This window comes from Agathobacter sp., assembly GCF_977054825.1.
This window is the reverse complement of sequence record NZ_CDRTEH010000025.1, coordinates 15032-32188: the sequence shown is the minus strand read 5'-3', so window position 1 is coordinate 32188 and position 17157 is coordinate 15032. Positions and strand designations below refer to the sequence as shown.

Here is a 17157-nt window from a genome sequence, read left to right as displayed (position 1 = left end):
TGGCTAATTCGTTCATTCAGATAAATCTGAATTTACTGTTTTAAAGGTCTTCAATTTTCATTGAAGCGTTCTGATTGATTCTCAAAATCTTTCAAGGTTTCTCACTGTTCAGTTATCAATGTTCTTTTCTTTTGTGCTGTAAACAGCTCGATTAGTTTATCATATTCAGTTCTTTTTGTCAAGAACTTTTTAATTCTTCTCATAAAACAATTAAGTTTTATTTGTCAGCTAATCTCGCGACAGCTTTTATATTCTATCAAAACGCTTTGCATTTGTCAAGAAATTTTTTAATTTGTGAACTCATTTCTAAGTTCTCTGTCTTGCGACAGCTTGTTTATTCTATCAAAATGTTTTGCATTTGTCAAGAACTTTTTCACAACTCATTTCAATCGCTTATTTCCAAAGCAATATTTATAAAGTCATGTCTATAAATGTAACTCTCAGGCTCTACAACTCAATGTGTCCCGCGAGTCAGCTTTGATATAATATCATCCCAACCCGCATATGTCAACGGATTTACTCCAATTAATTAAAGTAGTAAAACGGACTTAAAAAACACAAATTTTCTAAATTGTCTGTTTATTATGTACAATTCTCACAATTATATCAGTGTATAACATTATAGTTACATATTTTTATATACTATCTTATAGCCTCTATCGCTTCTTTGATATTTGCTACACCGACAATCTCAATCCCGTCGATATGTGACACTCCTGTAAGGCACACTTTGGGAACAATACACTTTTTAAAGCCAAGCTTCTTTGCCTCAGCCACACGCTGCTCGGACATTGTAACTCCGCGAACCTCACCGCTTAAGCCCACCTCACCAAAGCATATGGTATCCTCACGCACTATAATGTCTTTTTTGCTTGAAGCAATTGCAAGTACTATCCCAAGGTCTATCGCCGGCTCATTCATCCTGATGCCGCCTGCTATATTCACATAAGCGTCACAGTCTGACAGCGACAGGTTTGCTCTTTTTTCAAGGACCGCCATGAGCAGGTTTACCTTATTATAATCTGTACCATTTGCTGTACGCCTTGGATTATTAAAAAAGCTGTGGCAGACAAGTGCCTGTATCTCAAGAAGTATCGGCCTGCTTCCCTCTATGGAGCATGTGACAATTGACCCCGATGCGCCCTCGGGCTTACCGCTAAGCATATACTCTGACGGGTTTTCTACCTCAACCAGTCCCTCAGCCTTCATTTCAAATACACCTATCTCATTGGTTGAACCAAATCTGTTTTTTACTCCTCTGAGTATCCTGTATGATTCATACCTGTCACCCTCAAAATAAAGCACTGTGTCAACCATGTGCTCTAATGTCCTAGGTCCAGCGACCGCACCATCCTTTGTCACATGTCCAACTATAAAAATTGAAATGCCGAGAGTCTTTGCAAGCTGCATAAGCACCCCGGTTGTCTCCCTGACCTGTGAAACGCTTCCGGGTGCCGATGATATCTCCTCATTGTACATGGTCTGAATAGAATCAATTACAACAACCTCAGGCTTTTTGCGCTGAATCACATCCTTTGCTACATCAAGACTTGTCTCACATAAAAGCTCAAGTGAATCCGTGAAAGCTCCAAGTCTGTCTGCACGCATCTTTATCTGATGCAGCGATTCCTCACCCGACACATAAAGTAATGGCACTTTTTTTAGCGAAAGCTCCCTGCATACCTGGAGCAAAAGTGTGGATTTTCCTATACCCGGATCTCCTCCCACAAGCACAAGTGAGCCCCTCACTATTCCACCACCGAGCACTCTGTCAAACTCGGCTATGCCAGTCACTATACGCTCCTGCTTCTCACTTTTTACTGCCGAAAGAGGCATAACCTGTGCCTCCTTTGATTCTTTTTTCACTTTTCCCGATGAGCTTATTGACTTTTTATCTACTGTTTCCTCTACAAATGTATTCCATTCCTTACAGGCCGGGCACTGTCCCATCCACTTTGACGATTCATAACCACATTCCTGGCAGAAAAATACAGATGTTTTTCCTTTTGCCATGTTTTCTTACTCCTTATCTTTAATGATATGATTAAAGGATCAAAATCAAAAAGCCCGGCTTACACCGGGCTTAAAATAATGCTCTATTTTCTTGATACCTTGATATCGACTGAATCAACACCCTCAAGCTCTACACTTAAGCTGAGCTTGCCGCCGAGATTTGTCTTCATAGTACCTGCTACAGCTCCAGCTATATCAATTTCATACTCCGTCTCCTCTTCAAGACCAAGAGTAATCTGAGCATCCTCAGGTCCCTCCACAGTAAATGTCACTGTATCGGCAGTCTCCTCGAAATCCATTACAGCGGTTCCCGGAACAGATTCGTAAACAAAGAGTCCGTTTCTCTCAAGCTTTGTAATCTCTTTGAAGGTCTTTACCTTGTAGATATCTCCATCCTTTTCAAAATTATCAAGCTTTGCCTTTGCAGCCAATGTATAATCCCCGAAGCTGAGCTTTCCGTTTTCCTCAGTACGGATTAATTCACTTATTACAGCCATTTTTATCCTCCCGTAGCTATATTTGATATATTAATTATAAATCCAATGCTACTCAACAGTCAATGAAATTTGTTTGTTTTTCGTAGAAATTATTACCTTATCGCCGCTCTTAATTTTGCCGGTAATAATATCCTCTGACATACGGTCCTCAATCTCCTCCTGAAGCTTTCGTTTAAGAGGTCTTGCGCCATATTTTCTGTCATAGGCCTTATCAACGATAAAGGCTTTTGCGCTATCTCGCACTGTGAGTTCTATATCAAGCTGCTCCTTGCACCGCTTCTGAAGCTCCTTAACAAGAAGTGTCACGATATGCTTCATGTCATCCTTGTTGAGTGCCCTGAATACAATAGTCTCGTCTATTCGGTTCAAAAACTCAGGCTTGAATATACGGCGGACCTCCTCCATGACACTGTTCTTCATGCGCTCGTGATCCTGCTTTTCATCATCACCCGAGCCAAAGCCAAGACGTTTTGGCTCTATGATTGAAGCTGCTCCTGCATTTGATGTCATGATGATTATTGTATTCTTGAAATCAACTGTACGTCCCTGCGAATCGGTGATTCTTCCATCATCAAGCACCTGTAAAAGTATATTAAACACATCAGGGTGTGCCTTTTCAATCTCATCAAATAAAATTACAGAAAAAGGATTGCGTCTGACCTTCTCCGAGAGCTGTCCGCCCTCCTCGTGACCCACATATCCCGGCGGTGAACCAATCATTTTGGAAACACTGTGCTTTTCCATGTATTCGGACATATCAACGCGGATCATGGCATCCTCCTTGCCAAAAACAGCCTCAGCAAGTGCCTTTGACACCTCTGTCTTGCCGACACCTGTCGGTCCCAAAAACAGAAATGAGCCAATCGGCTTCTTAGGATCCTTTAATCCAACACGGCCTCGTCTGACTGCCTTTGCAACAGCAGAAACCGCCTCCTCCTGTCCTATTACTCGCTTGTGAAGTATCTGTTCAAGCTTTGCAAGTCGTCCTGCCTCTGACTCAGTAAGCTTATTTACAGGTATTTTTGTCCATCCGGATACTACATCCGCTATCTCGTTTTCACCGACTACAGGCTGATTTTTTGCTCCTGTGCGGTGATTTTTCCTGATAAGCTTCTGCTGCTTATTTTCAAGCTCTTTCTTTTCTGACATAAGCGCGCTTGCACCTGTGATATCTCCTTTCGACAAAGCATCTTCCACCAGACTCTGCTTATCTGTTATCTCTTTTTTCAGGGCAAGAAGCTCGTCAGAGGATGTCAGATTTTTAAGTCTGATCCTGGCTGCTGCTTCGTCCATGAGGTCAATCGCCTTATCAGGTAAGAATCTGTCATTTATATATCGTGCAGATAGGTTTACTGCTGCTTTCACACCATCATCAGTGATGCTAACACCATGATGCTTCTCATAAAGGCCTTTTAAGCCTGTGAGTATCTCTATTGTCTCATCAACACCCGGCTCCTCAACCATAACAGGCTGAAAACGGCGCTCAAGCGCAGCATCCTTTTCCACGTATTTGCGGTATTCTTCTATGGTAGTGGCACCGATTACCTGTACCTCTCCTCTGGCAAGCGCAGGCTTTAATATGTTAGATGCATCTAACGAACCCTCAGCACCTCCTGCACCTATTATGGTGTGAAGCTCATCAATGAAAAGCAGTACATTTTTGGCATTTGAAACCTCGCTTATCACCTTCTTGATGCGCTCCTCAAACTCACCACGATACTTTGATTTGGCAACAAGTCCGGACATATCAAGAGAAACAAGTCTCTTTCCCAAAAGAATATCAGGTACATTGCCACTGACTATATCCTGCGCAAGTCCTTCCACTATAGCAGTCTTGCCCACTCCCGGCTCTCCGATCAGACACGGATTATTTTTACCACGGCGGCAAAGTATCTGGATAACGCGCTCCATCTCCTTTTTCCTGCCTATAACAGGATCAAGAAGCCCTGCCTCTGCCATATCCGTCAAATCTCTGGAATACTGATCTAATACAGGAGTGGCAGAATTATATGATGTGTTGTAGCTTTTCATCAGATCCCTGTATGCAGATGGATCCTCACCCATCGCACCAAGTATATCTATAAACAGCTTCTGACTGTTGACCCCCATGGTGTTTAAAAGTCTCGCTGCAGCACAGTCCCCCTGCAGCACTATAGCCATGAGCAGGTGTTCTGTACCTATCTCGTTGCACTCAAATCTATCGGCTTCCTCAGATGCACGCTCCAATACTCTCTGTGTCCTTGGTGAATAGCCGTCCCTGTCCAGCACTTCGATGTCATCCCCCGGTGAAATCAGGTCCTCAATCATCGAAATAAGCTTATCATACTCCACATTGCAGGCTGTAAGAACCTCTGCGGCCACACCGGTTCCCTCTTTTATAAGGCCAGCCAGTATGTGCTCTGTTCCAACATAGCTGTAATTCATTTTCTTTGATATACGTGCAGCCAAATCTATTGCTTTTTTAGCCTTACTTGTATATGGTTTCAAGTCATATCCTCCAGTCATATATTCACTAATTTAAATCGATGAACTGTAAATCGTCATCTTCGCTGTCATCTTCATTTACATTATCTGTTTTAATAGCATTATTATCATAGACAGCCGATTTTTCATTGTCGTCCTCAGAACCGTCAGCTACAGTCTCAGACGGCTTATTTCCCTCATTGACAAATCCATCAATTGCCCTTTGAAGCTGATTCTTTAAAGCATCCTCATCAGCATCGTTTTCTGTGTCAGAAACGTTTACCTGCTTCAAATCCTCTTTTAAAGCAAAATCAGACTTGTAATTTTCAGCTGCTTTCTTTAAATCAGATGTAATTTCTACGGTTCTTCCGACATAGGATGCATCGGCTGCTTCTGTACTTTCCGTGCTTTCCGTATTTTCATCTGATTCTAAAAGCTCATCAGTCTGTGACTCTTCAACGGATTCCTGAAGCTCTTCTGTATGTGATTCTTCAGCCGATTCCTGAAGCTCTTCTACCTGCGACTCTTCAACAGGTTCCTGAAGTTCTTCTATCTGTGACTCTTCAGCCGGTTCCTGAGCATCATCATTAGCTTCTATATCATTCTCTTCATCACTATTTTCTTCATTATCCTCCGCTATAGTGTCATCTTCTATAACATTGTCTTCTATATCATTATCCTCTATATCAAGCTCTTTGGTATCGTCTTCTTCATCGTCTTCATCATCATCTTCATCATTTGCTGTGCGCTTCTTATTTTTCACAACAACCACAAGAAGAAGTAATGCCAGAATAATGATAACAAGAATAAGTATTGCGGCTAAAACGAGATATTTATTGGCAATTCCCGGAACAAGCTCACTCTTTACCGCATCATTTTCTTCCTGCGCCACGGTAGGTGTACTGAGCTCGGTCCTCATATATGTGCCATCTACGCTATCATATGTATACCAGCCACTCTCACCATTGTCATTTATGGCGTATACAAGGTAAAAATCCTTTGTCTTATCATCTTTTTTTTCGGCTTTGGTCTGGTAGGCAGTTGCCACACCCTTGCCCTCTATGGAGAGCGAGACCTCATTATATCCTTCAGGCACATCATCCACCTTAGGCAGTAAAATCACTATAAAATGCGACTCGGAATTGATACGGACATACTCATACGCTGCATTCTGGGCAGCATCATATACAAAAAGCCCATTGCCGCTTTCTGACTGTAAATACACAAGTGTGATATCACCAAAGGTACCGTGAAGGGTATTGTATTCAAGGCCGTCAATCACTGTCTTCGAGTGCTCAAAGCCTTCAGGAACAACATCCTCAGGAATGTCATTTACCATAGTCCACTCTGTGCCATTTATATTGAACTTCTTCCAGTTATCCTGCTTATCCGCATTCTCCGGATCATCCTCGGCTCTTCTGGTAACTACTATATTGTATGTGCTCGTGCTGCCGTCCTCTGCTGTCACAACAACGCTTACGGTATTCTCTCCAACCTCAAGCGAATCATTGCCTGTGACAGATGTCACACTCGCCTTGGAATCAGCCGGATTTGCTGTAACCGCAAGGCTTGAACAGCTGTAATCTACTGTAGCTGTGTAATCCTTTGTCGCAGCAGAAAACTCAGGTGAAAGTGTACCTGCTGAGATAACAAGTGAGCCAAGAGATGCGTTTGAGGATTTCTTTTCCTCTTTGTTTTCATTATCTTTATTTGCATCGCTGTCATTTCCTGTATTGCTGCCCGAATTGTCCTTGTTATCCTTGTTGCTGTTTGAATCGTTGTTTGATGAAGCACTTGTTACGGTCACATTCGTGCTGGCACCTGTAATTGTACCTCCGGCATCGTTACCCTCTGCATCTCCTACTACTGTACAATACGCCTTTATAGTACAGCTTCCTGCGCCCTTCGCCGTAAATGAAAATGACTGCGATGTAGGATATCCGGCAGCGTCACCAATATTTGCCACACCATCGCCTCCGTTACTCAGCACTCCCTCGTCAGAGCTTGAGATAACTACTGTACCAAAGTATCCTGACGGCATAGAAACCGTCACCTTGACTGTTTTTCCAACAGCTACAGAGCTTGAGCTGACACTTAATCCAAGTCCCTGCGCATATACATGCTCGGTAGGTGCGAAAACAAGCATCACCGCCATAACAAGTGATAATATACATCCAAATAATTTCTTCATATTTTTCCTCACATTTCTAATTCTGCGATATCTTTGATTTGCCCAGTATGTGTCTGTTCATGATTATCATATCAAGGGCATTTCCACCATCGCCCTTTCTGTTAGCATCAGCTGCCTCCAGATAAGAACCGGTGAGTGTTCCCTTTCCTAAAATATGTCTGTTGAGCTTAATCATATCAAGTGCATTTACAGCACCGTCACCATTGATATCTCCATATACAACAATATCATATGTCTTTTTCAGATTGCCTGATGCGTCATAAACAGCCACTTTATTGCCTGTTGCAACTTTTCCGCTGTTTTCTGAGCCCGAGCTTGTCAGAAGCTTTACAGTTCCTGATGCTGATACTGCTATATTCTTCACAAAATCAGCTGCACCGGTTCCAGGCTCAATGCCTGTAATGTAAGTGCCTATACTGTATTTACCTGATGTAATATTTACATCTGTATTATTCTGGTTATTATTGCCACCGGAATTATTATTATCTGCCGGTGCCGCCTGCCTGTTAATATTGATAGTGTATGTTCTTGTATCACCGCTTTGCGACTTGCAATTTACCTTGATTGTATTATTTCCGACAGCAAGTGAATAGCTTCCTGTGCCAGAAACGCCACTGTTACCCGATACCGCATCTGCAGAAACAGTCACTGAGCTTATTGCATTTGAAACAACAGCAGAATAGCTTGTGGTCGCTCCATTGAAGGCCGGTGTGAGTGCTACTCCGCTTATTGCAAGCGACTGCAGATAGTTATTGGTATCACCGGCTTTATTAAAGCCTACTGCTGATGATGGCATATTATTGTATACAGGTATTTTGAATACAAAGGCCTGATTCTTGTCTGAATATCCTTTGGCCAGGCTCTGTCCCTCAGTAAGTGCAGCTGTGACATTGCCCATATACTGATGGAAATACAGTGAGCTTGTATTTACTACATTAAACTTCTCAAAATACAGTGTATTCTGGCCTTTATTGATATAGTTGCTGCCCACCTTTACTGCTCCGCCGCTTATGGACTTTGCTCTTGTATTCCAGCCCTGTTGCTTTGCGAAAGACAGACCATTTTTGTAAATCTGGTCCTTTGTGCTTCCTGTTGCCTTAAAATTGAAATAATTATAGTAGCCTTCGTATCCGGAATATGTACCCGAAATAAGAGGGCTCGTTCCCTTTTGTCCCTGCTCCTGCTTTATACGCGATGCTATATGGTATGCACTTACTCCACTGCTCTTTGCCACATCCATGAAGGTGCTTGCATAATTGATTTTCTCACCATTGTTGGAATAGGTCTTTGTGCCCTCCATAAATGTGCCTTTTATTATAGACTGAACACCTGCAAGTGCCTCGTTTGGGCTGTATGCAAGGCTCTGAAACTGGAAAATATTGGTCTCATCAAGGAAATTCCTTGGATCCATGAGATAAGCAATATAAGCACTGCTTGCTGACACCCAGCCCGGCTCATACTCAACCCACGTATTTGTTGACCAGTTATATGCTCCGGCAGCTGTGGATTTCTTGGCATTGTCTGCTGATTTAGATACCAGATTAAGTCCGTTTACGCTCTCATTTTCAATCACCGTATCCCAATTCAGTCCTGTATTTACAGCCTCAAAGGTCCAGTTTGGAAATTTATTGTGAAGAGCCGTGAGGTTTGGGATATAACTGTCAGGGAAGCCGGCATTCTTCATAGCCGTGACAAAATCAGTATTGTCTCCGCTATTATTGTATGTCACCTTTATGTATGTGCTGATAGTCCAGCCCGTAAATGCCTTGCCGTTTAACGTACCCTTGACATTGTACCAGACCACACCGTTTACCTTTGTCTCTCCTATTATGTCAACCTGATGATTCCAGTTGAGTGAGACTACCTTGGTAGTGCCGGATGTGCCTGCTGCATTGCGGACATACACATTGCCGCCGGTAATCGTACCTGTTGCATATGCTCCCGATGCGGTTGCAAGAGCAAGCTGCTCCTCATTATTCTGCTGTATGGCATCCGCATTGCCGGTATCTGCCGAAATATCCCCTGTCACTGCATTGTCTGATGCAGCTGTGCCGGTACCTGCTGATACAAAATCAGACCTGATATAGCTGACACACTCCTCGTTATTTGCTGCCAGATTGTACTTTGCCTTGTACCACACCTTGCCGTCTGAGCCTGTGGTCTGCTCAAGAATAGTGATATCCTTGCCGTTTGACAGCTTGTGCTCCAGCTCATATTCTGTTCCCGGTCCGCTTCTCGCCGCTACCCAGTATCTCTCATCACATACAACCTTCGCCGCCTGGTCCGCATAGACTGCTATGCTGCTGTATGGCGCCAGATCACATGCGGCCAATGACAATGTAACGACAGAGGCTGCCAGAAATTTATTTATCTTTATCATCAAATCCCATCTTTCTTATGTGCATTGTTTACATTAATCCATTATCCATTTAATTATAATAGAATACGACCTTTGTATCAATGTATTCGGCAGAAATTTATTATTTTTTTATTAATAATATAAAAAAACTCCCTTCAACGCGCAGCACGTGCTTACATTTCAGGGAGTTGTCTGATTCATATTCTGCTTATTCTTGCTGTCTTATGTCGCTTTTTCTAGCTGAACAGTGATTTTATCTTATCCCATAAATCCATGAAAAAATTACCAATCTTTTCCCAGAATCCCGGGTCATTTATCTTGTCGCCAAGCTTTGATGCCCAGTCCTGTGCCTGGTTGATGACTGAATCCCAGTCGATATTGGCATCCTTAAGCTTCATTAAAAGAGATGTGAGCTTTGCGATATCATCGTCAGAAAGCTTGAGGTCATAATCCTTTGCTGCCTCCTTTATCGCATCCTTTATCTGGCTCTCATCCTTAAGCCTTCCATCAGCGAGCTGCTTCTTTAGGTCTGCAATCATTGCCTCGATATCCTGTGAATCACCGTCAATGCTCTTGTTGAGCTCGCCCGTTGTGACAAGCTCATCCATAGCTGCGTCTGTCACCTTGTCATCAAGCTTCTTGCCCGTCATCTCCTCATACGCCTTGAGGGTGCCTACCAGTGCCGCCGTTCCTGAAATAGGGAAAGGTCCTGCAACTATGATTTTGGCATCAGCTATGCCTGCTGTGGCAAGCGCATTCTTGTACATACCTACCGTACAATAATTGATATTGTGCGTGGAAACACTAAGACCTGCACCCTTTGTATCCTCTGTAATGAGCACTGATGAGAGTGACCTTGTACCAATCTCACTCTTGCTGATGTATGAATCAAGGTACTTGTGCTCCTCATCGTTATTTACATAGACCACATCATATTTGTCCAGATCTGTGAGCTCGATTCCCATAAATCCAAGCACAGTCGCTCTCTGATCCGGTGTGAGGTCTGCTCCAAGGCTTAAGTATGGCTTATCGTTTTTGCTGATAGTCACCTTGTCATTTGCCTCGCCGCCTGCTGCCGTGGTGCTGTCTGCAGTGCTATTATCGGCTGCAGCACTGCTGTCACCCGCCGATGCTTCAACACTTGCAGCCGTATCAGTCTGTGTAGCGTTCTCTGTTGCAAATACAGCCGGATTCATCGTAAAAAGTGTAACCGCAGCGAGCACGCCACATACAATACTCTTTGCTTTTTTCTTTATTAATCTAATCATTTTTCCTCCAATCTACTGCTCTATATCATACGAAATTGTAAAGTTTCTTCCGTCGAAGCTGACATCTGCCATGCTTCCGCATACCACAGGCATCATCGGCGACATATGGCCTATATCCAGGTCCATGATAATCGGCACATCAAACTCTCTAAGCAGTGATGAAAGTGCCTGTCTGTGGTCTATGCCAAACATTTCCTCTCCAAAGTGCGCCGGACGTCCGATAAGAAAGCCCTTAACATTTGAAAACCATCCGGCATTTTTCATCTGCCACATGGCTCTTCTCATGCCCATTACATTAAGGTCACAAGCCTCAAGGAACCATATGATGCCATCATCACTGTAGCGCTCATTAAATTCTCTTACATGGTCAAACGATGTGCCAAGCAGATTTATAAGGCAGTCCATGCAGCCTCCGAGCAGCCTGCCTCTCATGGAAAGCCTGCTTTCCTTTGCCGCCGCAGGAATAGAGCTGATGCACGACCTTTCAGTCAGATTGTAGCCCACAAAAGGAGCATTCTCATCCTTTATCGATTCCTTCTCCCACATAGGGTAATTGGTAAACGAAAGCTTTCTGCCACAAAGCAGATCAAACGCATCTGTAAGCGACTCATGCCACACCTCCATGCCAAAGCTGCCTGCACACGGCCCGTAAATACCTGCTGTGTCAGCAATGGTTGCCTCCAAAAATGTGAAATTCGTGTTGTCGGAATAGCCCATGTACCATTTCGGCTTTGATTGCTTCACGCGCTCAAAATCAATATAAGGCACCACCTCGCACATCAGCTCTCCGCCACCACAGGATATAAGCACATCGCTGTTAGCAGAAGCATAGCTCTCATTCAGCTCCTCTGCACACTTCTTCGGTGTATTGCTGATGCCTATGCCGCTGTCACACCTGCAGTTTGGTCCTTCTATCGTCCTATAGCCCATGCTGTGAAACCTTTTGATAGCGTTGTCAAAGGCGCTCTTATACGGCTCTGTTGTACAGCCCATCGAAGGCGCCACAAAACCAATTGTTCCTCTATCCTTTAGAAATTCAGGGTATCTCATGTCTCTATCATCCTATCACTGTTATTTACATATCTAAGCTTCTGTCTGAAGTAAAATATGTAGGACTTTATCATTTCTGTCCAGGTCATCTTACTGTCATAATTAAATGTCGTCGTGTACTGCACATGCTGTCTGTTGCACCAGTTGTATATGTCATGCAGACTTATCGAATCAACATACTTCATATTGTTCATAAACACCTTTACCTTTGAAAGTTCATCCTCGCTGTCAATGTAAAGGTGAAAGATGGTATTCGGACATTCAATTATTATCTGCTGTTCTCCTATATTTCTCATCACTGTATCCTCTATTGAATAATGCAGCCTGTGTGATTTAAACACATTATCGTTTGTCACATCAGGATGTGAGTAATAACAAAATATCGTAACTGTTCAGTACCTTCACAGTTACAAAATATTACATAACCATAGTACTACAGCGGCGTCACAAAATCCAGTCATTTTTGCCTGCCAATTCTTACTATTTTATTAAGAAATCCGGTAGATATTATACTCCCTCGCAGTCAAATGCCGGTATGAAGCTGTCCTTTGCCACGTCCCCTTCCTGTATAAATGCATTCGTGATACCTATTTTAATAGCATAGTCAATAAGCCTTTCATACTCTCTCCTCGTCACTGTGCGGTTTATCTCCGGATAATCCTTTAAAGCAATCGGCGTAAACTGGCTCATCATGCTTATGTATATGCTATTTTGATATGTGTCATGCAGATATTTAAGTATAGCCTTTGCATCATTCACGTGCCCCGGCAACAGAAGCTGTCGCACTATAACACCCTTTTGTATAAGTCCTGTCGCATCGTCAATCACGACATCCGGCTGCTGCCTGACCATCTCTGAAAGTGCCTGCTTTGCGACAGACGGATAATCCTTTGCTCTTGAATACTTTGCCGAAAGCGCGCTGTCCATATATTTAAAATCGGGAAGATACACATCCACAATCCCTTCAAGCAGCTTTAGCTCCTTCGCATCTTCATATCCGCTCGTATTGTATACAATAGGAAGCTCCATGCCGCGGCGCCTTGCATCGCTTACCGCCCACACTATATCCGGGATATACTGCCCCGGTGTGACAAGATTGATGTTATTTGCACCTTTGTCCGCCAGTTCTATGAAGATATCACTCAGCCTCTCTTTACTTATCACCTTTCCCGCTTTTCCGTCTGAAATCTCCCTGTTTTGACAGAACACGCAGTGTAAGCTGCAGCCCGAGAAAAATACTGCTCCGCTTCCTTTTTCCCCTGATATGCATGGCTCCTCCCAGTAATGAAGCGCTGCGCGCGCCACCCTTATTTCAGCTGAAACGCCACATACACCTTTTTGTCCGGTACTCCTGTTAATGCCACATTTTCTTGGACACAGTAAGCAATTCTCGTATTTATTCATAATTTTCATTTTAACCCTTGCTAAAAATAATGTTTGATACTACAATCTATATGATTATGCGGTGCATACACCATGCACCTTTACTAGTCATTTTAAAATTATACCATAACTATTCTCGCAGAAGAGAAATAGTTAAAATACACAATAAGGAGATTACAATGAATCAGTCAAACTGTATCGTCGCCCAGTCAGGCGGCCCAACTGTTGCAATCAACGCAAGCCTTGCAGGAGTCATCGCAGGAGTAAAAAGCTCTGAGAAATACGATATCTGCTATGGCGCCGTAAACGGAATACTCGGCATATTAAATGAGAATTATCTCAATCTGTCAGATATCTTTGCAGATGATGCTAATCTCGAAAAGCTAAAAACCACACCTGCCATGTATCTTGGCTCATGCCGTCACAAGCTCCCGGATTACAAGGATGATGATTCACCATATGTATACATCTTCCACCAGTTCGATAAGCTTTCCATAAAGGCTTTCTTCTACATCGGTGGAAATGATTCGATGGATACCGTATTAAAGTTATCCGATTATGCAAAAAAAATCAACAGTGATGTGAAAATTGTAGGAATTCCAAAGACCATCGACAATGACCTGTGCATGACAGACCACACTCCGGGCTTTGGCTCTGCCGCCAAATACATCGCATCAAGCATGCTTGAGATAGCCCATGACACCTTTATCTATGCTGTTAAGAGTGTGACAATCGTTGAAATCATGGGGCGTGACGCAGGATGGCTCACTGCCGCTTCCGCTCTCGCTCGTAATGAGTACAATACAGCTCCTCAGTTTATCTATCTGCCTGAGGTAGATTTTGACAAGGACAAATTTGTTGCCGATATAAAAGAAGCCCTCGAGCACACTAACAATGTAATAGTTGCCGTATCCGAAGGAATACATGACGCAGAAGGCTCATACATTACATCATCAAAGGCCGCATGCGACCAGTTCGGACACCAGCAGCTAAGCGGTGCCGGAAAAGCTCTTGAGTTCATCGTAAAGGAAAACATCGGTGTCAAGGTGCGCTCTGTAGAGGTAAACGTGCTCCAGCGCTGTGCCTCACACCTTGCATCATTAACCGATATTGAGGAATCATTTGCTCAGGGTAAAAAGGGTGTTGCGATTGCAGCAGAGGGTGTGACCGCATCAATGGTATGCTTGAAGCGCATCTCAAATGATCCTTATCAGGTGGAATACACATATTCTGCTATCAAGGATATCGCAAACGAGGCCAAGTCTGTGCCAAGAGAGTGGATTAATGATGCGGGCAATGATGTGAAGCCTGAGCTTATCGAATACTTAAAGCCACTTATTCAGGGAGAAACCGCTGTAGCCTACAAGAATGGTCTGCCTGACTATATGGACGTCTCACATCTTCACAGATGTAACTGATATTGAGCTGCTGCCTGCACCCTGATGTGGGCAGTAACAGCATATCTCCAAGGAGGTCGATTTACATGAAGAAAAAAGTGCTTATAACCTGCGCCGTTGTGCTTGGTGTGCTTTTGGCTGTTTATCTTGGCTTTGCCTTTTATTTTAGCAGCCACTATCTGTTCAACACAAAGATTAATTCTGTAAAATATGCAGGAAAAACCGCAAAAGAGGCATTAGAAAAAAATACAGCCCTAAGCCGCGACTATCTGCTCACAATCACTGACAGAAAGGGCAACAGCTTCTCACTCAAGGGACCTGATTTTTCCTACGAATATGTCTCAAACGGTGATGAGGAACAAATTTTAAAAAGCCAGAATGCTTTTACATGGCCTGTCAGTCTTTTCAAAGCTCAAAGCTATACTCTAAAGGGTTCATCCAAATATGACGATGCTGCTTTGGAGGAAAAGCTCAAGGCGCTTGATATTTTTAGTGATGACTACATTGAAAATCCTGAGGATGCCCACATCGAGATAAAAGACGGCAAATACGATGTGATTGAAGAGAAAAATGGCTGCAAACCGATATATGACAGCATCCTTGCCGAGATAAAGGACGCCCTGGACAACGAGCTCCCAAAGCTTACCTTAAGTGATAACTGTTATGAAGCTCCAAAAATCACAAAAAACAGTGATACTATCAAAAATGAAAAAGAAGCCCTCGACAAATACACCGCTTCAACCGTCACTTACAAAATTGAAGGTGCCGACGAGAAGCTTGACTCAGCCAAAATCCTTGATATGCTAAGCATCTCAGATGACGGCAGCGTAAGCATAGATGATGCCAAGGTCACTAAATATGTCCAGCAGCTTGCTTCCAAGTACAATACCTTCGGCCGCAAACGCTCATTCAAGACATCGTCCGGTGATACTATTGAAATAGGTGGTGGAGACTACGGATGGGTAGTCAGCAAGAAAAATGAGAAAGCCCAGCTCCTTTCAGATTTAGAGGGAGGCAAGCCAGTGGAAAGAGAGCCTGTTTACGAGCAGACAGCACTCTACCGAGGCGCTGACGACATAGGTAATACATACATAGAGATTGACTACACAAAGCAGCACATGTGGTATTACAAGGATGGTGCTCTCCAGATGGAGTCTGATTTCGTATCAGGTAATCTCGCCCGTCAGAATGGTTCCGTAGATGGTGTATACAAGATTGTTTACAAGCAGAGAAATGCTACTCTTGTCGGCGAGGGATACTCTTCTCCTGTCAGCTATTTCATGCCGTTTGCCTACAATATAGGTATCCATGATGCCAGCTGGCGTGATACCTTCGGAGGAACTATTTACAAAACCTCCGGCTCACACGGATGTATCAATGTGCCGCCTGCTTTTGCAGAGCAGCTGTTCAACGCTGTGGATAAGGGCACTCCTGTTGTTGCCTACTACAGAGAGGCTGTCACTCTGACAAACAATGCTGCAAAGATGTCCAATGCATACTCGTATGTGGCTCCTGATGCTGCACAATAATTAATAATATTGGCCCACCCGGCAGAGGTGCTCCCGACGAGCTAACGCTACGCAGCTAAGGTACTGTACGAATTATGCTTTTTATGGTTTCTATGCTTGACGAAACCGTCGAAACGCGCCGTCCATGGCGCGGTTTCTCCTTGCCCCGACGTCCATGCCGGGGCATTTCTGCGTTTCATGGGCATAATTCTACAGTATCTAAGCTGCTGCGCTAGCCGCTCTTTCGGGAGCACCTCTGCCGGGCGGGCCAATCCCCATGTGCCGGTCGCTTTTTCTTACTCTTTCGCTATATTCATGCGATTCTTCCATCTGAAAGTGTGTTAAAATCTGCTTACATTGAAGTATTTTCCACTACTCCAGTAACAAAATGTCAATAGTTGTTTAATCATTGCCTGCCACTTTATCAAGAAGTCTTGCGGAAGTCCGCTTTGCTTCCCTTGTAGCATGGGCATAGACATTCATGGTGGTACTCACGTCTGAGTGTCCTAACAGTTCCTGCACATCCTTAGGCTGAGCCCCGTTGGATAAGAGGTTTGTCGTGTAGGTATGCCTTAATGTGTGGAAATGGAAACCTTCAAGCTCCGGCACATTTTCTGTCATTCCCAAATGGTAATACTCGTAATGCACCCGATTCTTTTCCATTACCTCTCTGTAAAAATTCCGCTGATAAAGTTCTCCATACTGAAAACGATTTACTTACTAAGAAAAAAGAGCTTGAAAGCAAGATTGCCACCAAAGAGGAAGAGATCCGAACTCTCAAAGCCAGATTATCCAATATCGTCAGACAGCATGAATTTGCAACAGTACAAGACTTCTACACAGCATTCTATACTGCACAGCGTGCCTTTGACGCATATCAGAAAGAACGTTCTAAGTGGGAAGAAGCATACGGAGAAAAAGTTACTCCAAAGTTCGAAACCATACACGACAAAATAAAAAGATATCAGGAAAAGTCTGACAACCAGAACGCCAATCGACCTTATCAAAGCAAAGATAAAGGGGCGAGA

11 protein-coding genes and 1 pseudogene are annotated in these 17157 nt (G+C 43.5%); 2 read left to right on the top strand and 10 right to left on the bottom strand.

All coding sequences use genetic code 11. The features are described from left to right. Positions 1-642 precede the first annotated feature (642 nt). The 9 genes from radA to ACW6PM_RS13005 form a co-directional block, all read right to left on the bottom strand. Positions 643-2013: a DNA repair protein RadA gene (gene radA, locus ACW6PM_RS13045; protein ID WP_456057421.1), complete on the bottom strand. Its 1371-nt coding sequence runs from the start codon at positions 2011-2013 to the stop codon at positions 643-645. An 83-nt stretch (positions 2014-2096) separates the two neighbouring features. Next, positions 2097-2510, bottom strand: coding sequence for a hypothetical protein (locus ACW6PM_RS13040; RefSeq protein ID WP_012743134.1), 414 nt, complete (start codon positions 2508-2510; stop codon positions 2097-2099). Positions 2511-2558: 48 nt separating this feature from the next. Beyond that, positions 2559-5015, bottom strand: a complete 2457-nt coding sequence (locus tag ACW6PM_RS13035) for an ATP-dependent Clp protease ATP-binding subunit (protein WP_456057420.1) — start codon at positions 5013-5015, stop codon at positions 2559-2561. Between the two features lie 7 nt (positions 5016-5022). Then, positions 5023-7164, bottom strand: a complete 2142-nt coding sequence (locus tag ACW6PM_RS13030) for a cadherin-like beta sandwich domain-containing protein (RefSeq protein WP_456057419.1) — start codon at positions 7162-7164, stop codon at positions 5023-5025. Between the two features lie 16 nt (positions 7165-7180). Then, a complete protein-coding gene (locus ACW6PM_RS13025) occupies positions 7181-9544 on the bottom strand; it encodes a dockerin type I domain-containing protein (RefSeq protein ID WP_456057418.1) in 2364 nt (787 codons plus the stop codon). Positions 9545-9759: 215 nt separating this feature from the next. After that, entirely contained in the window at positions 9760-10791 is a 1032-nt protein-coding gene (locus ACW6PM_RS13020) for a DUF1002 domain-containing protein (RefSeq protein ID WP_456057417.1), read from the bottom strand. 12 nt (positions 10792-10803) lie between these two features. After that, entirely contained in the window at positions 10804-11841 is a 1038-nt protein-coding gene (locus ACW6PM_RS13015) for a S66 family peptidase (RefSeq protein ID WP_456057416.1), read from the bottom strand. Continuing rightward, on the bottom strand, positions 11838-12137 hold the full coding sequence (locus ACW6PM_RS13010; protein WP_456057415.1) for a hypothetical protein: 300 nt from the start codon (positions 12135-12137) through the stop codon (positions 11838-11840). The genes ACW6PM_RS13015 and ACW6PM_RS13010 overlap by 4 nt, the downstream gene beginning before the upstream one ends. 211 nt (positions 12138-12348) lie before the next feature. Beyond that, on the bottom strand, positions 12349-13254 hold the full coding sequence (locus ACW6PM_RS13005; RefSeq protein WP_456057414.1) for a radical SAM protein: 906 nt from the start codon (positions 13252-13254) through the stop codon (positions 12349-12351). Between the two features lie 149 nt (positions 13255-13403). On the opposite strand from ACW6PM_RS13005, the gene ACW6PM_RS13000 reads away from it, so the two are divergent. Together ACW6PM_RS13000 and ACW6PM_RS12995 are read left to right on the top strand one after the other, a co-directional pair. Beyond that, positions 13404-14642 carry a 6-phosphofructokinase gene (locus ACW6PM_RS13000; protein ID WP_456057413.1) on the top strand — a complete coding sequence of 413 codons (1239 nt, stop codon included), beginning with the start codon at positions 13404-13406 and terminating at the stop codon, positions 14640-14642. Positions 14643-14707: 65 nt separating this feature from the next. Then, positions 14708-16150, top strand: a complete 1443-nt coding sequence (locus ACW6PM_RS12995) for a L,D-transpeptidase family protein (RefSeq protein ID WP_456057412.1) — start codon at positions 14708-14710, stop codon at positions 16148-16150. A gap of 381 nt (positions 16151-16531) precedes the next feature. On the opposite strand, the pseudogene ACW6PM_RS12990 reads toward ACW6PM_RS12995, so the two are convergent. Continuing rightward, a pseudogene (locus ACW6PM_RS12990) lies at positions 16532-16843 on the bottom strand (tyrosine-type recombinase/integrase); the annotation flags it as partial. Positions 16844-17157: the final 314 nt, after the last annotated feature.